The 20,674-nt window shown below is 70.6% G+C and carries 9 protein-coding genes; all 9 read left to right on the forward strand.

Going from position 1 to position 20,674, the window contains the following annotated elements; translation table 11 throughout:
• Nucleotides 1–271 precede the first annotated feature (271 nt).
• A complete protein-coding gene (locus G369_RS0104005; RefSeq protein ID WP_020722948.1) occupies nt 272–7,705 on the forward strand; it encodes a type I polyketide synthase in 7,434 nt (2,477 codons plus the stop codon).
• Nucleotides 7,702–12,705: a non-ribosomal peptide synthetase gene (locus G369_RS0104010; protein WP_019652689.1), complete on the forward strand. Its 5,004-nt coding sequence runs from the start codon at nt 7,702–7,704 to the stop codon at nt 12,703–12,705. The genes G369_RS0104005 and G369_RS0104010 overlap by 4 nt, the downstream gene beginning before the upstream one ends.
• Before the next feature lie 5 nt (nt 12,706–12,710).
• Nucleotides 12,711–13,436 (forward strand): 4'-phosphopantetheinyl transferase family protein, encoded by a 726-nt coding sequence (locus tag G369_RS0104015; protein WP_038114027.1) that lies wholly within the window; start codon nt 12,711–12,713, stop codon nt 13,434–13,436.
• Nucleotides 13,433–14,260: a serine aminopeptidase domain-containing protein gene (locus G369_RS0104020; protein ID WP_157773630.1), complete on the forward strand. Its 828-nt coding sequence runs from the start codon at nt 13,433–13,435 to the stop codon at nt 14,258–14,260. The genes G369_RS0104015 and G369_RS0104020 overlap by 4 nt, the downstream gene beginning before the upstream one ends.
• A complete protein-coding gene (locus G369_RS0104025) occupies nt 14,253–15,206 on the forward strand; it encodes an alpha/beta hydrolase family protein (protein WP_019652692.1) in 954 nt (317 codons plus the stop codon). Before G369_RS0104020 ends, G369_RS0104025 begins: the two co-directional genes overlap by 8 nt.
• 68 nt (nt 15,207–15,274) lie before the next feature.
• Nucleotides 15,275–16,486, forward strand: a complete 1,212-nt coding sequence (locus G369_RS0104030; RefSeq protein ID WP_020722949.1) for a polysaccharide biosynthesis/export family protein — start codon at nt 15,275–15,277, stop codon at nt 16,484–16,486.
• Nucleotides 16,487–16,534: 48 nt separating this feature from the next.
• A complete protein-coding gene (locus G369_RS0104035) occupies nt 16,535–18,877 on the forward strand; it encodes a polysaccharide biosynthesis tyrosine autokinase (protein WP_019652694.1) in 2,343 nt (780 codons plus the stop codon).
• Nucleotides 18,874–19,590: a sugar transferase gene (locus G369_RS0104040; RefSeq protein WP_019652695.1), complete on the forward strand. Its 717-nt coding sequence runs from the start codon at nt 18,874–18,876 to the stop codon at nt 19,588–19,590. Before G369_RS0104035 ends, G369_RS0104040 begins: the two co-directional genes overlap by 4 nt.
• A gap of 68 nt (nt 19,591–19,658) precedes the next feature.
• Entirely contained in the window at nt 19,659–20,672 is a 1,014-nt protein-coding gene (locus tag G369_RS35385; protein ID WP_051127528.1) for a GDP-L-fucose synthase family protein, read from the forward strand.
• Nucleotides 20,673–20,674 lie beyond the last annotated feature (2 nt).

Below are 20,674 nucleotides of genomic sequence, written 5' to 3' on the forward strand. Positions count from 1 at the left end.
CCGAAATCCCCTCGAATCTCCCCCTGAGTACCTCGCTTCTACCGCGCCTCGGAGCCGGTTCGGACGGGTCGGCGAACGCCCTTTTCACTCCAAACGGCGCATCAGTTACCTCGTACTGGACGGTTCGGGTAGTACGTATGCGAAATAACTTTATCCAGTTGTAACTAGGGCCTTAAGTTAACACAACGGCATCAGCAAACACCCTAGGATGAAGTCACGAAAAAGCACGGACCACCTCCTGTTCTTTCAATTGATGTCAATGGATTTTCCAATGGCACGGACGCTTTCGCGCTATTTCTTTCGGGATATTTACGTGGAAATTCAAACTGTTTCGCAGCCGGCCCAGGCAACTCCAGAGCCTTCTCTGGAAGGCCTTTTCGCGCCGCGATCCAATTCGAAAGGCCCCGTCGGCCGCCACGCCGGCGCGGCAGCCCTGCCCTCCCGTCTCGCCGGTGACTGGACGCGCCGGCATGCGGACGGCGACCAGCTTCCCGACACCCTCCTGGCAGCCGCCTGGCTGCTGCTGCAGTCGCGCTGGCTCGGCATCGCGCAGCCTGTGCTGCACGAGCCGGGTCGCGCCCCGGTCGCGGTGTCGTTCGACGCGGCCAGTTCCGCCGACGCGTGGCTGGCCGTCGTGGATGCCAGCCGCCGCAATACCACTGCGCCGGCGCAGCAAGCAGCGGCCGTCCCTTCCCTCTGGCTGCGGGAAGGATCGGAAAGCGCAGATGCCCCGGTGCGCCTGCGCTTCGACGCGGCGACCGCCACTCTTCATATGGATGCGGCCGAAAGCCTGATGGATGCAGCCGACATCGACCAGCTGCTCGCCGCCCTCGTCGACACCGCCCAAGACCTGTTCGATCGCCCCGACGCCGCCATCGGCGACATCTGCACCCAGCCGCAAGCCGACCGCGCCGACCAGCTCGACGCCTGGAACACCGCCCTCGCGCCGGTGGACGCGGCCCTGACCGTGCCGGCCGTGTTCGCGCGCCAGGTGGAGACGGCGCCCGATGCCATCGCCCTCGCGCAGGGCGACGCGACGATGAGCTACGGCGAGCTCGACCGCCGCTCCAGCGACCTCGCGCAGCGCCTGCAGAGCCTGGGCGTGCAGCCGGGCGACGGCGTGGGCATGCTGCTGGAGCGCTCGATGCCGGCCATCGTCGCGCAGCTCGGCATCCTCAAGGCCGGCGCCGCCTACGTGCCGGTGCCCACGGACTACCCGGCCGACCGCATCGCCTACATGCTTGCGGAAGCCGGCGCGCACCAGGTGCTCACCACGCAGGAGTTGCGGCATCTGGTTCCGCCCGGTCAGGCCGTTTTTCTGGTCGACGAAATTGAAGACAAGCAGAACCGTGGTTTCTTGAATCCACCGGCCATCGACGCCGAATCGGTGGCCTACGTCATGTACACCTCGGGCTCCACGGGCACTCCCAAGGGCATCGAGATCTGCCATCGCTCGATCCTGCGGCTGGTGGTGGGCGTGGACTACGTCGACCTCGCCCCGGGCCTTGCGATGCTGCACGCGGCGCCGCTGGGCTTCGACGCGGCCACGCTCGAGATCTGGGGTCCGCTGCTCAACGGCGGCTGCTGCGTCATCCACGACGAGCGCGTGCCCACCGGCGCGGGCCTGGCTCGCACCATCGAGCGCCACGGCGTGCACACCGCATGGCTCACGGCGGCGCTCTTCAACGCGGTGATCGACGACGACCCGGCGCACCTCGCCGGCCTGCGCCACCTGTTCACAGGCGGCGAGGCGCTTTCCGTGCCGCACGTGCGGCGCGCGCTTGCCGCACTGCCGCAGCTCACCCTGAGCAACGGCTACGGTCCCACCGAGTGCACCACCTTCGCGGCCACGCACCGCATCGCCGCGCCGCTGGCCGAGGGGCTGCGCTCCATTCCGCTCGGCCGGCCGATCAAGAACACCGTGCTGCGCGTGCTGAGCCCGTCGATGGCGCTGCTACCGACCGGCTTCGTGGGCGAGCTCTGCATCGGCGGCCACGGGCTGGCGCGCGGCTACCTGCGGCAACCCGGGCTCAGCGCCGAACGCTTCGTGCAGGACCCCTTCGGCGCATCCGGCGAGCGGCTCTACCGTACCGGCGACCTCGCGCGCTGGCTGCCCGACGGCACCATCGAATTCATCGGCCGCCGCGACGGCCAGGTGAAGATCCACGGCCACCGCATCGAGACGGGCGAAGTCGAGGCCGCGATCCTCGCTCACCCGGGCGTCCAGTCGTGCGCCGTGGTCGCCCGGCCCGACGGAAACGGGCAGCTGCGCCTGGTCGCCTATCTGGTTTCGCGCTCTGCGGAACAGCGGCCTTCCTGGGAGGCCCTGCGCGCCCATCTGGCAGACCGGCTGCCCGCGGCGATGGTGCCGTCGGCACAGGTGTGGCTCGCCCAGCTGCCGGTCACCTCCAACGGCAAGCTCGACCGCAGGGCGCTGCCCGAGCCGGCGGGCGAGCGCCCCGACCTCGCCCAGCCCTTCGAGGAGGCGCGCGACGCCTTCGAGCAGCGCGTGTGCGATGCGTTCGCGCGTGCGCTGCGCATTGCAAAGGTCGGGCGCAACGACAACTTCTTCGACCTCGGCGGCGACTCGCTGCTCGTGCTGCAGGTGCTGGCCGACCTGCGGCAGGACTCGGCGGCGCCGCTGTCGGCCAACCTTTTCTTCCGCAATCCCACACCAAAAGCGATGGGGGCGCGGATGCAACCGGCGGACGAACAGCCCGCCGAGGCCGCTGCGGCCGGTTTCAAGGATCGACCGACCGCAGCGGCCACCCATATGGAAGACGCCGTCGCGCTGATCGCCACGGCCGGGCGCTTTCCCGGCGCGGCCGACGTGGAGCAGTTCTGGGACAACCTCGTCGCCGGGCGCGACACCATCAGCTTCTTCGACGACGTCACGCTCGACGCCGGCATCTCCGAGGCGCTGCGCAGCGATCCGGCCTACGTGCGCGCCCGCGGCGTGATCGACGGCATCGAGGACTTCGACGCTGCCTTCTTCGGCATCAGCCCGAAGGAAGCGCAGCTCATGGACCCGCAGCAGCGCGTGTTCCTCGAGATCTGCTGGGAGGCGCTGGAGCGCGCCGGCTATGTGCCCGACGCCGCGCCGGGCCCGGTCGGCGTGTACGCCGGCATGTACAACGCGACCTACTTCCAGCGCCACGTGAGCACGCGGCCCGACCTGGTGGAGCCGGTGGGCGAGTTCCAGGTGATGCTGGCCAACGAGAAGGACTACATCACCACCCGGGTGGCGAACCGGCTCAACCTCACCGGCCCGGCCGTCAGCGTGCACACCGCCTGCTCGACCTCGCTGGTGGCGGTGGCCCATGCGTTCCATGCACTGCGCACGGGCCAGTGCTACATGGCGCTGGCCGGCGGCGCCTCGGTCACCTGCCCGCCGCGCAGCGGCTATCTCTACAACGAGGGCTCGATGCTCTCGCCCGACGGCCACACGCGCAGCTTCGACGCGCAGGCGCAGGGCACGGTCTTCAGCGACGGCGCCGCGGTGGTGCTGCTCAAGCGGCTGGCCGACGCGCAGGCCGACGGCGACACCATCTACGCCGTGCTGCGCAGCGCCTGCGTGAACAACGACGGCGGCGCCAAGGCCAGCTTCACCGCGCCCAGCGTCGACGGCCAGGCGGCCGTCATCCGCGCCGCGCTGGCGGCAGCCGACGTGGACGCGCGCAGCATCTCGTACGTGGAAGCGCACGGCACCGCCACGCCGATGGGCGACCCGGTGGAAGTCGAGGCACTGGCTTGCGCCTACGCCGAGCACACCGACGCGCTGGACTTCTGCACGCTGGGCTCGCTCAAGAGCAACGTGGGCCACATGGTCACGGCGGCGGGTGCGGCGGGCCTCATCAAGACGGCGCTGGCGCTGCACCATGAGCAGATCCCGCCGACCGTGCACTTCAGCGCGCCGAACCCGGCGATCGATTTCGCGCGCACGCCTTTCCACGTCACCGCGAGCCTGCAGCAGTGGCCGCGCACGCAGCAGCCGCGCCGCGCGGGCGTCAGCTCCTTCGGCGTGGGCGGCACCAATGCGCACGTCATCGTCGAGGAAGCGCCGCCGCGGCCCGCCTCGCCGCCGGCCTCGGGCGACCAGGTGCTGCTGCTCTCGGCCCGCTCCGAGGCGGCGCTCGACGTCGCCGCCGGCCAGCTCGCCGCACACCTGGAAAGCCATCCCGCACTTCCCCTGGCCGACGTGGCCCACACCCTCTCGGTCGGCCGCAAGGCCCACGCCTTCCGCCGCGCCGTGGTGGCCGGCGGCACTGCCGAAGCCATCGCCGCGCTGCGCAATGCCGCGTCGCCCCGCGCCGCCAGCGGACGCGCGGCCTCGCGCGCACAGCAGCTGGTGCTGATGTTCCCCGGCCAGGGCGCTCAATACGCCGGCATGGGCCGCAACCTCCATGCGAACGACCCGGTGTTCGCCGCAGCCTTCGACGACTGCATGGAAGCCTTCGCCGGCGCCACGGACTTCGACCTGCGCGAGCGCATGTTCAGCGACGACCCGCAGGCGCTGGCACCCACGGCCGCCACGCAGCCCGCGATCTTCACGCTCGAATACGCACTCGCCCGCCGACTCCTGGCACTGGGCGCCCGTCCGCATGCGCTGGTCGGCCACAGCGTGGGCGAGTTCGTCGCGGCCGTCATCGCCGGCGTGATGCGGCTCGAAGATGCCGCCCGGCTGGTCGCCCGCCGCGGCGCGCTCATGCAGGCGCAGCCCGCGGGCGCGATGCTGTCGGTGCGCATGGGCGCGGCCGATCTCGCCGGCCGGCTCGGGTCCGGTCTTTCGCTCGCCGCCGACAACGGCCCCACGGCCTGCGTGGTCGCCGGCCCCTTCGAGGACATCGCCGCGCTGCAGGCCGCGCTGGAGGTCGACGGCATTGCCTGCCGCGCGCTGCAGACCTCGCATGCCTTCCACTCGGCCATGATGGAACCGGCCGTCGCGCCCTTCGAGGCGCTGGTGGCCAAGGTGGCGCTGCGCGCGCCGCAGATCCCGATCTTCTCGACGCTCACCGGCCAGCCGCTCGAAGATGCCGATGCCACCAGCCCGGCCTACTGGGCCCGGCACCTGCGCGGCACGGTGCGTTTCTCGCCGGCCCTTCGCAGCGCGATGGCGCAGCTGCAGAACCCGCTCTTCGTCGAGGCCGGCCCGCGCAACACGCTCGCCACGCTGGCACGCCAGCACGGTGCCAAGGCGGACAGCGTCGCTGCGCTGCTGCACCTGGAGCCCGGCGCCGATGCCGACGAGGCACGCACCCTTCGACTGGCACTCGCGCGCCTGTGGGCCCGCGGTGCCGAGGTCGAGCTTTCGCGCCTGACCGCCCGTGCCGGCGCGCAGCGCGTGCGCCTGCCGACCACGCCTTTCGAGCGCAAGCGCTGCTGGGTCGACATCGCCCCGGCCCCTGTCCCTGCGCCCGCCGCCAGTCCCGCCGCTTCTCCCGTCGTTTCGTCCATTGCGGCTGCGCCCGTCGCCGCCGTCGTCGTCCCACCCATTTCCCTGGAGCCGATCGTGACCGCCGCTACGCCCTCGCCGCTTCCTCCGCCAGCCGCATCGCCCATCGACGCTCGCCTGCGCGCCCTGTTCGAAGACATCTCCGGCCTCGACATGGCCCAGGCCGAGGGACAGGCGCCCTTCGGCGAACTGGGCCTCGACTCGCTCACGCTCACGCAGGCGGCCACGCAGATCAAGAAGCACTTCAAGGTCGGCGTGAGCTTCCGCCAGCTGATGGAGAACTACCGCAGCTTCGACGCGCTCTCGGCCTTCCTGCGCGAGAGCCTGCCGCCCGAGGCGGCGCCGGCCCCCGCCGCCCCGATGGCTCCGGCGGCGAGCGCGCCAGTCGAAACCGCGGTCTCCGTCATGCAGGCGGCCGTGCAGCAGCCGATGCCGGCGCCGATGCCGGTCTACATGCCCGTGCAAGGCAGCGCCGCCATGGGCGACGCCCATCTGCCCCAGCTGATTTCGCAGCAGATGGAATTGATGCGCCAGCAGCTCGCGCTGCTGTCGGGCGCCGCTGCCGCAGCGCCGCTGGTGACGCTGCAGGCCGTGGCACCCGTGCAGGCCGCTTCCGCCCCCGTGGCGGTTGCACCGGCAGCCGCGCCCGCTCCTGTCGTTGCCGCCGCTGCCGCCGACGAGCCCGCGCAGCCCGTGCGCTACGACGTGAGCAAGGCCTTCGGCGCCATCGCCCGCATCCACACCCAGCGCACCGCCGAGCCCAGCGGCCGGCAGAAGGCGCGGCTGGCGGCCTTCATCCGCCGCTACGTGGAGCGCACGCGCAAGAGCAAGGAATTCACCGAGGCCAACCGCCCGCACATGGCCGATCCGCGCGTGGTCAACGGCTTCAGGCCGATCACGAAGGAGATCACCTACCAGATCGTCATCGAGCGCTCCAAGGGTTCGAAGATGTGGGACCTCGACGGCAACGAGTACGTCGACGCGCTCAACGGCTTCGGCATGAACATGTTCGGCTGGCAGCCCGACTTCGTGCTCGACGCCGTGCGCCGGCAGCTCGAAGCGGGCTACGAGATCGGGCCGCAGCACCCGCTGGCCGCCGAAGTGACGGCGCTGGTGTGCGAGCTGACCGGCAACGACCGCGCGGGCCTGTGCAACACCGGCTCCGAGGCGGTGATGGCGGCGCTGCGCATCGCGCGCACCGTCACCGGCCGCAGCACGGTGGTGGTGTTCACCGGCTCCTACCACGGCACCTTCGACGAGGTGCTGGTGCGCGCCGGCAAGGCCGGCAAGGGCCTGTCGGCCGCGCCGGGCGTGATGAGCGGCATGTTCGGCGACATCCGCGTGCTCGACTACGGCACGCCCGAGGCGCTGGAGTTCATCCGCGAGAACGCGGGCGACCTGGCCGCGGTGGTGGCCGAGCCGGTGCAGAGCCGCCGGCCCGACTTCCAGCCGCGCGAGTTTCTCCACGAGCTGCGCGAGATCACCGCGAAGAACGGCTGCTGCCTGATCTTCGACGAAGTCATCACCGGATTCCGCACAGCGCTGGGCGGCGCGCAGGAGTTCTTCGGCGTACGCGCCGACCTGGCCACCTACGGCAAGGTCATCGGCGGCGGCTTCCCGGTGGGCGTGATCGCGGGCAAGCGCGAGTTCATGGACGCGCTCGACGGCGGCGCCTGGCAGTACGGCGACGACTCCATTCCCGGGGTGGGCGTGACCTACTTCGCCGGCACCTTCGTGCGCCATCCGCTCGCGCTCGCGGCGGCGAAGGCCTCGCTCGATCACCTGAAGGAAGCCGGGCCCGCGCTGCAGTCGGGGCTCAACGCCAGCACCACCGCCATGGCGGCCGAACTTTCGGGCTGGTGCAGGGAGGTGGGCGCGCCCATCGAGGTCCGGCATTTCTCGTCGCTGTGGCGCGTGAGCTGGCTCGAAGACCATCCGCTGCAGGACCTGCTGTTCGCCATGATGCGCAGCCGCGGGGTCCACATCCTGGACAACTTCCCCTGCTTCCTCACGAGCGCCCACAGCGCCGAGGACATCGCCTTCATCCAGCGCGCCTTCAAGGAATCGGTCGCCGAGATGCAGGAATCCGGCTTCCTGCCGCGCCGCGCAGTGCCCCTCACCGGCTTCGACCTGCACAAGCCCGCCGAGGAAGGCTCCGTACTGGCACGCGACATCGACGGCCAGCCCTTCTGGTACGTGCCCGACGCGGCCGCCGCCAGCCAGCAACACGTCAACGGAAAGGTCGCAGCATGAACGCCGTTCTCAAGCCCGCCGCGAGCGGCGGTGCCGTGGAGTGCATCATCCCGACCACGGAATCGCAGCGCGAAGTCTGGCTCGGCGCGACGCTGAGCCCCGAGGCCTCGATGGCCTACAACGAGTCGGTGGTGCTGCGCCTGCGCGGCGAACTCGACCACGACGCGCTGGCGCGCTCCATGGCCCGGCTGCTGGAACGCCACCAGGCCCTGCGCTCCACCATCTCGCCCGACGGCACCTGCATGCTGGTGAGCCACCCGGGCGGCAACCCGATGGCAGAGCACGACCTGGCCGGCCTCGCGCCCGATGCCCGTGCGCTGGCGCTGCGCGATGCGCACGACGAGGCCGTGTGCACGCCGTTCTCGCTGGAGCACGGTCCGCTCTTCCGCGCCGCGCTCTACCGCCTCGGCGAAACCGAGCACGAACTGGTGATGTCGGCGCACCACGTGGTGTGCGACGGCTGGTCTTGGGCGGTCATCACCGAGCAGCTGGGCCATCTGTATGCCGAGGAGACCGGCACGGGCCTGAAGCTCAAGGCCGCGCCGCTCTTCTCCGACTTCGCCGCCGAGGAAGCCGCTGCCGCCGCGCACCCCGACATGCAGGCGCACATCGACTACTGGCTGGGCCGCTTCCCCGGCAGCCCGCTGCCGGTGCTCGACCTGCCGCTGGACCGCCCGCGCCCGGCCGCGCGCACCTTCAATTCGCGCCGTGCCGAGCGGCTGCTCGACAAGCGGCTGGTCGCCGCGGTGCGATCGGCCAGCACCAAGGCCGGAATCAGCCTCTTCACCGGCCTGCTCAGCGGCTTCGTGGCGACGCTGCACCGTCTTTCCGGCCAGGACGACATCGTGGTCGGCATCCCGGCTTCGGGCCAGCTCGCGCACGACATGCCGGGCCTGGTCGGGCACTGCGTGAACCTGCTGCCGCTGCGCATCGCCGCGCACGCCGGCATGCGCTTCGACGCGCTGATGGACGAGTGCAACACCGCCGTGCTCGACGCCTTCGACCACCAGGCGCTGACCTATGGCGCGCTGCTGGGCCAGCTCTCGCTGGAGCGCGACCCGAGCCGGCTGCCGCTGGTGAGCGTGGCCTTCAACGTCGACCCCGACGTGGCCAGCAGCGCGCAGGCCTTCACAACGCTGGACGTGGTGCAGGACACCATCGCCCGCCGCTACGAGAACTTCGAGCTCTTCGCCAACCTGCGCCCGCACGAAGGCGGCCTGATGGTCGAGGTCCAGTACAACACCGACCTGTTCGACGAGGTGAGCGTTCTGCGCTGGCTCGACATGTTCGAGTGCGTGCTGCTGTCGGCCTCGCACAAGCCCGACGAGACCGTCGGCCGGCTGGAGGTGCTTTCGGCCGATGCCGCGCGCGACCTGATCGCGCTGCAGCCGGCGCGCGTTCCGCTGGTCGGCGCGCCGCTGGCGCATGCGGGCTTCCTCGCGCGCGTGCCGATGCAGCCCGACAGCCCCGCGGTGCGCGACGGCGCCAGGACCTGCAGCTACGGCGAGCTCGACGCGCTTTCCAACCGCCTCGCACGCGCCCTGCGCGCACGCGGCGTGGGCCGCGGCCAGCGCGTGGGGCTTTGCGTGGAGCGCAGCCTGGAGATGGTGATCGCGATGCTGGGCGTGCTCAAGGCAGGCGCCTCCTACGTGCCGCTGGACACCGCCTTCCCGCAGGCCCGGCTCGACCACTACGCCACCGACGCGGGCCTCAGCCTGATGCTGACCTCGTCGGACATCGCGGTCGCGCCGCGCGACTGGCGCGCCGACGCGGGCGCGCGCATCTTCGAGATCGACCGCGAGAACTGGCGCCAGCTCTCCGGCGAGCCGCTGCCGCCGAGCGCGGACGACCCTGGCCCCGAGGACGCCTCATACATCATCTACACCTCGGGCTCGACGGGCCTGCCCAAGGGCGTCATCGCCCATCACCGGGGCGTGGCGCACCTGCTGCAGTGGATGCAGCGCGAATCCAACGTCGGGCCGCATGACCGCATCGCGGCCGTCACCACCCTGTCCTTCGACATGGCGGTGCCCGACCTGCTGCTGCCGCTGGCGGCGGGCGCCGAGCTGGTGATCGTCAAGCGCGAGGTCGCGATGGACGGCACCCGCCTGTCGCGCGCGCTCGACGAGGAGCAGATCACCCTGCTGCAGGCCACGCCCGGCATGTGGCAGCTGCTGCTCGATGCCCAGTGGGCCGGCGGTGCGCCGGGCTTCCGTGGCTGGACCGGCGGCGAGGCGCTGCGCCCGAGCATGGCGCTGGCGCTGTGCGAACGCATGGAAGGCCTGTGGAACGGCTACGGCCCGACCGAGACCACGGTGTATTCCACCGCCTGGCATGTGCGCCCGGAAGAGATCGCCTCGCGCGGTGTCGCCATCGGCAGGCCGGTGGACAACACCGAGATCTGGATCCTCGACGCCGACCTGCAGCCCTGCCCCATCGGCGTGCCGGGCGAGATCTGCATCGCGGGCGAAGGCGTGTCGCTGGGATACATCGACCGCCCCGAGCTGACGGCCGAGCGCTTCGTCACGGTGCGCATCTTCGGCACGCCCAAGAAGATATACCGCTCAGGCGACCGCGGCCGCTGGCGCAACGACGGCCTGCTCGACCACCTCGGGCGGCTGGACTTCCAGGTGAAGGTGCGCGGCTACCGCATCGAGCCCGGCGAGATCGAGGTGCGCTGCTGCGAGGTCGAGGGCGTCTCGCGCGCGGTGGTGATCGCCCGCGAGGACAACCCCGGCGACGTGCGCCTGGTGGCCTACCTCGCGCTCAAGCAGGGCGCGGGCTTCGACCTCGAGACGCTGATGGTGCACCTGCGCAAGCACCTGCCGGCCTTCATGCTGCCGCAGCACGTGGTGACGATGGACGTGCTGCCCAAGCTGGCCAACGGCAAGATCGACCGCGTCGCGCTTCCGCCTCCGCAGGCACTGGCGCGCGACGAGGTGCGCCGCGGCGCGGCCCCGCGCAACGAGCACGAGCGCAAGGTGCTCGCGCTGATGGAGAAGGTGCTGAGCCTGCCCGGGCTGGACATGCACGACGACTTCTTCACCATGGGCGGCCATTCGCTGCTGGCGGCGCGCCTGACCACGCTGCTGAGCCGCGAGTTCCAGGTGACGGTGCCGCTGCGCACTCTCTTCGAGTCGCCCACGGCCGAGAAGCTGGCAGCCTCCATCCAGGCGCTGCAGGGCTCGGGCGTCGGCCTGCAGGCGCCGATCGGCCGCAGCATCGGGCGCACCACCGCGCCGCTGACCATGGCTCAAGAGCGCATCCGCTTCATGGAGCAGCTGCATCCGGGCCGCTCGGTCTACAACGCACCCTCGGCGCAGCGGCTCACCGGGCAGCTCGATGCGGCGCGCTTCGAGGCGGTGTGGCGCGAGATCATCCGCCGCCAGCCCTCGCTGCGCAGCCACATCGGCATCGACGCCGAAAGCGGCAAGCCGGTGCAGGTGATTTCGCAGTCAGCGGAATTCGCCCTGCCGCTGGTCGACCTGCGCAGCCTGCCCGCCGACCAGCGCGAGGCCGAGCTGGCCGAGCGCATGCAGGAGTTGGCGGACCGGCCCATCGACATTCACAGCGCGCCGATGATGCACGCGGCGCTGTTCCGGCTCGACGAGGACGAGCATGTGTTCCTCTTCGTTCCGCACCATCTGATCTGGGACGGCTGGTCCTTCGACCTGATGCAGCGCGAGATGGCGGCGCTGTACGACGCCGCAGAGCGCGGCCGCCCGCACAACCTGCCCGCGCTCTTCACCACGCAGGGCGACTACGCCGAGTGGCTGGAGAAATGGCTCGACGGTCCGGCCTGCGAGGAGCAGCTCGCCTTCTGGCGCGGCCGCCTCGAAGGCGCCAGGGCCGTGCGCCCGCCGGTGACCGACATGCCCCGGCGCGCCGGCAAGAGCGGCCAGGGCGGCGCGCACTGGATCCACATCGACCTGCAGAGCACGCAGCGGCTGCGTGAGATCGCTCGCGACATGGACGTGACGCTGAGCATGCTGACCTTCGGCGTCTACGCGCTGACCATGGCGCAGGTGACCGGCAACGACGCCATCGTCATCGCCAACCCGGTGCGCGGACGCCAGCAGGCGGAGACGGAAGACGTCATGGGCTTCTTCAACAACGTGCTGCCGGTCTCGCTCGCCATCGACCGCTCGCTCACGCTACCGGCCTTCATGCGCTACGTGAAGCAGGAGTTGCTGTCGATGATGAACAACCAGCAGGTGCCCTTCGAGCGCCTGATGCAGGAGCCGGGCTACGCGGGGCAGATCAAGACCTCCGGGCCCTACCAGTCGATGTTCTCGTTCCAGGACGCGCGTGAGCGCTCGCGCTGCGTCGGCAGCCTGCAGACCCGCCAGGTCCACGTGATGCAGCACGGTGCCACCGACGACATCGGCGTGTGGCTGATGGACAAGCCGCACGGCCTGGAAGGCGCGCTGATCTACAACGCCGACGTCTACCTGCGCGAGACCGGCGCCCAGCTGCGCGAGCGCTATCTCGAAGTGCTGCGCCGCGTGGCGGAAGAACCCGGCGCCACGCTGGAGCGGATCACCGACCCCGAGACCTCGACCAGCGCCGCCTACCTGCGCAAGATGGCCGCCGCCGACCCCGCCAAGGCGGCCGCGACCGGCGCAGCGATCGACGGCAACGGCGGGGCGGCAAGAGCGAAGCAGAGCCAGCTCGAACCGGAGCAGGCGCAGCTCGCCAGCATCTGGGCCGAGGTGATCGGCATCGACGTGGCCGACATCCGCGCGGGCGACAACTTCTTCGACCTGGGTGGCGACTCGCTGCTGGTGCTGCGCGCGGTGCAGCAGGCACAGCAGGCGCTGGGCCATCGCGTGGAGCCGCGCCGCTACCTGTTCGAGAACCTCGGGCAGATCGCCGCCTCGCCGCGAGGCGCTGCCGAGGGCGTGCCCTCCGAACTCGCCGAACTCGCCGCCGGCACGGCCGCGCAGCAGCACCGCGGCGGGCTGCTGGGCGCGCTCGGCGGCTGGCTGCGCAAGGGGTGATGGACATGACTGGCAGCACCCCCCAGCCGATCTCCATCGACGTGCCGCTGTGCCTGTACGTCGACCTGGACAGGTTCGCCGGCCTTCCGTCGGAGCAGGTTCTCTCGGCCGAGGAGCGCGAGCGCGCCGAAGCCATCCGCTCGCCGCTGGACCGCCAGCGCTACGTGGCCTCGCACCTCGCGCTGCGGCAGGCGTTGAGCGAGTACACCGGCCTGCAGCATGCGGAGCTGCACCTGTCCAAGGGCTCCTTCGGCAAGCCGTCGCTCACCGGCCATGCGCGCACGCAGTTCTCGCTGAGCCACAGCCAGGGCCTGGCGCTGATCGCCATCGGCGGCCGCGGCCCGCTGGGCGCCGACATCGAGCTGCTGCGCCCGGTGCCCGACGCGGCGGTGCTCGCGGCCGAGCATTTCACCCACCGCGAGCAGGAGGCGCTGGCCGCCCTGCCCGCGCACGAGCGCGACCGCGCCTTCCTGACCTGCTGGACGCGCAAGGAGGCCTGCCTCAAGGCCATCGGCGTGGGGCTGCTGCTGTCGTCGCAGAGCTTCGAGGTGGGCCTGGAGCCGGACTGCCGCAGCGTCGAGCTCTCGGTGGCCGGCCGCATCCTGTGGCTGGTGCTGGGACCGGCGCCCGAGCGGATGGACTGTGTGGGCTCCATCGCCGAATGGCGGCAGACGGAAGCGCGCGCCGGCCGGGCCAGCCACTCCGGCCGGCTGCTGGAGGCGCACGCATGAGCCGAATGACGCCGATCATGTTCGGGCCGGCCTCGCGGCAGCTCTTCGGCGTGTTCCATCCCGCCGAGGCGAGCGAGAGTGCAGCGGGAGGCACCGCCGTGCTGCTGTGCCCGCCGTTCGGGCAGGAGGGGCTGCGCACGCACCGCTTCTTCAAGGTGCTGGCCGAGCGGCTCTCGCGCTCGGGCATCGCCACGCTGCGCTTCGACTTCTACGGCTCGGGCGATTCGCCGGGCGAGGAAGCCGAGGGCGAGCTCGACGGCTGGCGCCGCGACCTGTGCTCGGCGCACGAAGAGCTGCGCCGGCGCGCGCCCGGCGCCTCCATCGTGTGGATCGGTGCGCGGCTCGGCGCCACGGTGGCCGTGCTTGCGGCGCGCGGCGGGCGCTGCGACCCGGTGCGGCTGGTGTTGTGGGAGCCGGTGATCGACGGGCGCGGCTACGCCCGGCTGCTGCGCGAGCAGCACGTGGCGGCCATCGACACCACCTTCTGCATTCCCGACCTGGCCTGGCGCCGCAGCCTGCTGCAGGAGCCCGAGGCGATGCCCGCCGAAGCGCTGGGCACCGTGCTCTCGCCCGCGCTGCGCGCCCAGCTGGCCGCGCTGGTGCCCGAATCGCTGCCGCTCACCGCGCTGCACGACACGCTGGTGCTGGCCGAGCCCGACGACGAGCGCACCGCCCAGTGGGCCGCCGACCAGCAGTCGCGCCACATGCCGGTGCGCCTCGCGTACTTCAGCCACCAGCTCGACTGGACCTCGGACCCCTACCCCAACAGCGCCATGGTCCCGGCCGACGCGCTCAACCGCCTGCAGGGTGCCCTTCATGAATGACCCGACCACGACGCTCCCCTTCGCCATCACCCAGGCCCCGCTGCTGTTCGGCCCCGGCGACGCGCTGATGGGCATGCTCACCCTCCCCGCGCGGCCGGCGCGCAGCGGCACCGCCTGCCTCATGTTCAACATGGGGGCCAACCACCGGGTGGGGCCGCGGCGCATCAACGTGAAGCTGGCGCATGTGCTGGCCGCGCGCGGCGTGAGCAGCCTGCGCTTCGACCTGGGCGGGATCGGCGACAGCGAGGCTCTGGCCACCTCGCCCGACCTGCAGATGCGCGCGGTGCACAGCCTGAAGGCGGCGATGGACGCGGCCGAGCGCACGCTGGGTGCGCGGCAGTTCGTGATCGTGGGCATGTGCTCGGGCGTGGAGCAGGCCATGTCGGCCGCGCTGGTCGACAGGCGCGTGGTCGCGCTGTCGCTCTTCGACGGCTTCGCCTTTCCGGAACTGCGTGCGCGGCTGGAGCGCAACCTGCGCCGCGCACTGGCCGCGCCGGCCCACCCCTCGTTCCCGGGCAAGGCCAGGCGCTGGCTGCAGCGCCGCTTCTCGCGCAGCCATTCGACCACGCCCATGCCGGGCTTCTTCGCAGAGAGGCGCGCACCCGAGGCCAACGCAATCTGGTTCGGCGCCGCGCTGCAGCGGCTCGCCGAACGCAATGTGGCGATGCAGCTGCTGTATTCGGGCTCTCTGCACGTGTGCGACCGCGGCCGCGACCAGCTCGGCGCCTTCGCCCGCAAGCCCTTCGCGCAGGGGCTGCAGTACGAGTTCCTCGGCGAGGTCGACCACACCGTGTGCACCGAAAGAGGCCAGCAGCTCTTCCTGCGCAGCGTGGGCGACTGGGTCGCCGAGCGCTGCCTGGCCGGCGGCATCGAGCGTCGCAGCCAGGCCAGCAGCCCCGCGCCGGCGGCGCCGGAACCGGCGATGACCACCTGGGCCGCGCTCTGAAAAAGGCCCGCCTTCCTCCCCTTTCGCACCTTGCACCACCGTCACAACCAGCCGTCAAGGAGACCACCATGCAACGCCACGATCCAGCGACACAGCCGCGCGCAATCCCATCGTTCGCGGCCCTGGCCCGGACGCAAGCGCAGGCCCGCCTGCGATGGCTGGGCCTGGCCATGCTGGTGTCCATCGGGCTGGTGACGCTGGCGGGCTGCGCGCCGGGCTTCGGCACGGTGGCGCCGCTGGGCTTCACCAGCACCACGGGCGACAGCACGGCTTCGGCCGACAGCGGAAAGATCATCCCGATCACGCCCGACCTGATCCGCTCGCAGATCGCGCAGCGGCCGACGGGCGTGCCCGACAACATCAAGCGGCTCTTCACCGCGGCGCCGGTCTACACCATCGGGCCGGGCGACGTGGTCGGCATCATCGTTTACGACCACCCCGAGCTGCTGCCGAACGCCGGGGCGGTGATCGCCCAGCAGTCGGACCCGACCGGCGTGACCGTGGCGCCAGGCTTCATCGTCGATGCCAAGGGCGAGATCTTCTTTCCCTACATCGGCCGCACCAAGGTGCAGGGCCTGACCGAGAGCGGCGCCTCGGAGCTGATCGCGGACCGCATCAAGGCCTTCATCAAGGACCCGCAGGTGACGGTGCGCATCCAGTCCTTCCGCAGCCAGCGCGCCTACGTGCAGGGCGAGGTGCGCACGCCGGGGCTGCAGATCTTCACCGACGTGCCGATGACGCTGTCGGAGGCCATCAGCCGCGCCGGCAGCTTCACCCAGGCCGGCGACCGCGCGCACGTCACGCTCACGCGCGGCGGCGTCTCGACGGTGATCAACCTGCCGATGCTGCAGGCGCTGGGCGCCGACGCCAACAACATTCCGCTGCGCAACGGCGACATCGTCAACGTCGGAACGCGCGAGGACAGCCGCGTCTACGTGATGGGCGAAGTGCGCGCACCGTCGGCGCTGCAGATGCGCAACAACGGCCGCCTGACGCTGAACGAGGCGCTGGGCGACGCGGGCGGGCCCGACCTGACCACCTCCGACCCGGGGCAGATCTACGTGGTGCGCAACGCGCCGGACAACCTCGACGTGCAGCAGGTCTTCAACCTGAACGCGAAGAACCCGGTAGCGCTCGCGCTGGCCGACCGCTTCGAGCTGCAGCCGCGCGACGTGGTGTACGTCGACCGCGTGCCGCTGGTGAGCTGGAGCCGCGTGTTCAGCCTGATCCTCCCGGCCGCCCAGGTCATCAACCTCGCCCGCGACACCGCCCGCCGCTAGGCGCGCCCGTCCGGACACCGAAGCCGCAGCCCACAAGAAGGTGACTTCATGAACGCGCACTGGCAGCCGACCCTTCCCGCGCCCGCGGGCGCCTCCCCGATGGTGCTCGAGACCACGGCGTGGCCCCGGGAATCCCGGTTCCACGAGTACCTCGACATCCTCATCGACAACCGCTGGCTGATCGCCGGCATCACGGCGCTGGCGCTGTTGGTGGGCGTGGGCTACGCACTCTTCGGCACCCGCGTGTACGAGGCCAACATCCTGATCCAGGTGGAGGACCCGGACCGCTCAGGCGGCAACTTCCCCGGCGACGCCAACGGGGGCGGCAGCATCAACGTGAAGACGCCCACGGCGGGCGAGACCGAGATCCTGCGCTCGCGCATGGTGCTGGGCCAGGCGATGGAGAACACCCGGCTCTACATCGACGCGAAGCCGCGCTACATCCCGGTGGTGGGCGAGTTCCTGGCGCGGCATTCGAGCCGGCTTTCCACGCCCGGCGTGTTCGGCTGGGGCAACTATGTCTCGGGCACCGAGCACATCGCGGTGGCGCAGATGGACGTGCCGCCGGCCCTCGAAGGCAAGAAGTTCACGCTGGTCGCCGGCAGCGAGGGCAACTACACGCTGAGCAGCCCCGAACTCGAGTCGCCGCTGCGAGGCACCGTCGGCGTGCCGCTGGACGCCACGGTGCCTGGCGGCAACCTGCACCTGCTCGTGGGTTCCTTCGAAGCCCGCCCCGGCGCCGCCTTCGAGCTGGTGCGCCATTCCAAGCAGCTCACGCTGCTGGGCCTGCAGCGCGACCTGCGCGTGGTCGAGAAGGGCAAGCAGTCGGGCGTGATGGACGTCAGCCTGCAGGCCGAGAACCGCAATCAGCTCGCCGGCGTGCTCAACGAGATCGCCAACCTGTACGTGCGCCAGAACATCGAGCAGAAGACGGTTCAGGCCGAGCGCGCCCTGAGCTTCCTGGGCACCGAGCTGCCGAAGCTCAAGCAGCAGCTGGAGCAGTCCGAGGACGCCTACAACCGCTACCGCAACCAGAACGGCACCATCAACCTCGACGACGAGGCTCGCAATGCCCTGTCGCAGAACGCAGACCTGCAGACCAAGCTGCTCGACGCCAACCAGAAGCGGCTGGAGCTGGTGGGCCGCTTCACCGCCGAGCACCCGATGGTGCGCACGCTGGACGCGCAGATCGCCTCGCTCAAGAGGGAACTGGGCGCCATCGACGGCCGCATCCGCCGCATGCCCATGCTGCAGCAGAACACGGTGCGCATGCAGCGCGACATCAAGGTCAACACCGAGCTCTACGCCACGCTGCTCAACAGCTCGCTGCAGATGCGGCTGGCCAAGGAAGGCAAGGTGGCCAACGTGCGCGTGCTCGACCAGGCGCTGGTCGCCGAGAAGCCGGTGCGGCCCAAGTCGATCATCGTGGTCGCGCTGGCGCTGGCCGGCGGCCTTTTCGCCGGGGGCGCGGCGGCGCTCGCGCGCAAGAACCTCAAGCGCTCCATCGAAAGCCCGGACCACATCGAGGCGATCACCGGGCTGAACGTCTACAGCAGCATTCCGCTGAGCACGCAGCAGCGCGTGCTCGACCGCGCGGTGCGCAAGGGCAAGCCCGGCATCAAGGTGCTGGCGGCGCTGCACGTGGAGGACCCGGCCCTCGAAGGCCTGCGGCGGCTGCGCACCGCGCTCAAGTTCGTGATGGTGGGCGCACCCAACAACCGCATCCTGATCTCCAGCGCCACGGCCGGCGCGGGCAAGACCTTCGTGTCGTCGAACTTCGCGACGCTGCTGGCGGTGTCGGGCAAGCGCGTGCTGCTGATCGACGGCGACCTGCGCCGCGGAACCCTGACGGAAGACTTCGGCCTGCAGCGCCGCGACGGCCTGGCCGACGTGATCACCGGCGAGGTGGCGCTGGAGCAGGCCATCCACCACCAGGTGCTGCCCTACCTCGACGTGATGTCCGCCGGCACGCCCCACGCCGACCCGGCCGTCCTCATGACCAGCGACACCTTCGCGCATGCGCTGGCGCTGCTGTCGGCGCGCTACGACGTGGTGGTGATCGACGCGCCCCCCACCCTGCTCGCCTCCGAGACCGCCGCGATGGCACCCAGCATGGGCACCGTGCTGCTTGTGGCCCGCGCCGACAACAGCGAGATGGGCGAGCTGCTCGAGAGCAGCAAGCGCCTCGCGCACGTGGGCGCGGCCTTCCACGGCGTGGTGTTCAACGCCGTCGACACCTCGCAGCGGCGCCATCGCACCTACGGCTACGGCTACTACGGCTATTCGCCCACCGCCGGCTCCGCCGCGCCGCGGCGCGATCCCTCCTACCAGCTGGACACGGCCGACACCGTGATGCCCAGGCGCATCGAACCGGAGCATGCCGAATCATGAGCACGCTGAGATCCACCCATTCCTCGGACCGCGGCCGCGGCAGCCCCGGCGTCGGCACGGCCGCCAACACCGCGCCCTACATGCCCCTGGGCGGCAAGCCCTGGCAGCGCCGCGCCAAGCGCGCAGCCGACATCCTGATGGCCGGTTCGTTCTTCCTCTTCTTCGGATGGGCCTACGCGCTCATCTGGCTCGGCGTGCTCTACACGTCGGGCGGCCCCGCCATCTACATGCAGCCGCGCTACGGCAAGGGCGGCCGCGTGTTCAAGTTCTACAAGTTCCGCTCGATGGTGGCCAATGCCGACGCGGTGCTCGCGCGCCACCTGCGCGAGAACGAGGCCGCGCGGCGCGAATGGGCCGTCTACCAGAAGCTGCAGCACGACCCGCGCATCACCCGCTTCGGCGCCTTCCTGCGCAAGTACAGCATCGACGAGTTCCCGCAGTTCTGGAACGTGCTCAAGGGCGACATGAGCATGGTCGGCCCGCGCCCCTGCATGTTCGCGCAGAAGGACCTGTACGGCGACTACTGGGCCCACTACTGCGCCGTGCGCCCGGGTATCACCGGCCTGTGGCAGATCAGCGGCCGCAACGAGATCAGCTACCGCCGCCGCGCCGCGATGGACGCGGAATACGTCGCCCACCTATCGCTGTGGCGCGACTTCGTGATCCTGCTGAAGACCTTCGGCGTGGTGACGGGGGCGCGGGGGTCACGGTAGCAGACGACGGCATCCGACCCCGAACACCGGACTCGCCTTTTCCATTCAACCACTTCACGAAAGCTCATATGCGAATCTTTGTTGCAGGTCATCGCGGCATGGTGGGTCAGGCGACGGCACGGCGCCTGCGCGAACTGGGCCACGAGGTGGTGACGCGAACCCACTCCGAACTCGACCTCCTCGACCAGGCGGCCGTGGCCCGCTTCTTCGCCACGGAACACATCGACCAGGTGTACCTGGCGGCCGCACGGGTCGGCGGCATCCACGCCAACATGACCTATCCGGCCCAGTTCATCTACGAGAACCTGGCCATCGCCACCAACGTGACGCACCAGGCCTTCGTGTCGGGCGTGAAGCGGCTGCTGTTCCTGGGCTCCAGCTGCATCTACCCGCGGATGGCCGAGCAGCCGATCCGCGAGGAATACCTGCTGAACGGCAGGCTCGAGCCCACCAACGAGCCTTACGCCATCGCCAAGATCGCGGGACTCAAGCTCTGCGAGAGCTACAACAGGCAGTACGGCGCCACGCACGGCATCGACTACCGCAGCGTGATGCCGACCAACCTCTACGGCCCCGGCGACAACTACCACATCGAGAACAGCCACGTGGTGCCCGCGCTGATCCAGCGCTTCCACCTGGCCAAGATCGGCAACTCGCCCAGCGTGCTGATCTGGGGCAGCGGCCGCGCGCGGCGCGAGTTCCTGTACGTCGACGACATGGTCGAAGGCTGCCTGGCGGTGATGAACCTCTCACGCGCCGAGTACGACCAGCAGACCGACGCGATGCGCGGCCACATCAACCTCGGCACCGGCGAGGACGTTTCCATCGCCGAACTCACCGAGCTGATCCGCGACGTGGTGGGCTACACCGGCACCATCCGCTACGACCTCGCGCAGCCCGACGGCGCCCCCCGCAAGCTGCTGGACGTGTCGCGCGCCCACAGCCTCGGCTGGCACGCGACGGTACCGCTGGCCGAAGGGCTTCGCCGCACCTACGCCGACTACCAGAAGGCGATCCGGCCGGTCGAGGAAATCGGCACGAGCCGGGCACAGGCCTTGACCGAGGTGCAGGCCCCCGCCTGAAC

Origin of the sequence: Variovorax atrisoli 110B (genome assembly GCF_000382045.1) — a bacterium.
GTDB lineage: Bacteria > Pseudomonadota > Gammaproteobacteria > Burkholderiales > Burkholderiaceae_C > Variovorax > Variovorax atrisoli.

Coding starts and splice junctions, on each gene's coding strand:
- G369_RS0104035 (WP_019652694.1), top strand. CDS start 16,535: ATGAACGCGCACTGGCAGCCGACCCTTCCCGCGCCCGCGGGCGCCTCC.
- G369_RS0104040 (WP_019652695.1), top strand. CDS start 18,874: ATGAGCACGCTGAGATCCACCCATTCCTCGGACCGCGGCCGCGGCAGC.
- G369_RS0104025 (WP_019652692.1), top strand. CDS start 14,253: ATGAATGACCCGACCACGACGCTCCCCTTCGCCATCACCCAGGCCCCG.
- G369_RS0104020 (WP_157773630.1), top strand. CDS start 13,433: ATGAGCCGAATGACGCCGATCATGTTCGGGCCGGCCTCGCGGCAGCTC.
- G369_RS0104010 (WP_019652689.1), top strand. CDS start 7,702: ATGAACGCCGTTCTCAAGCCCGCCGCGAGCGGCGGTGCCGTGGAGTGC.
- G369_RS0104015 (WP_038114027.1), top strand. CDS start 12,711: ATGACTGGCAGCACCCCCCAGCCGATCTCCATCGACGTGCCGCTGTGC.
- G369_RS0104030 (WP_020722949.1), top strand. CDS start 15,275: ATGCAACGCCACGATCCAGCGACACAGCCGCGCGCAATCCCATCGTTC.
- G369_RS0104005 (WP_020722948.1), top strand. CDS start 272: ATGGCACGGACGCTTTCGCGCTATTTCTTTCGGGATATTTACGTGGAA.
- G369_RS35385 (WP_051127528.1), top strand. CDS start 19,659: ATGCGAATCTTTGTTGCAGGTCATCGCGGCATGGTGGGTCAGGCGACG.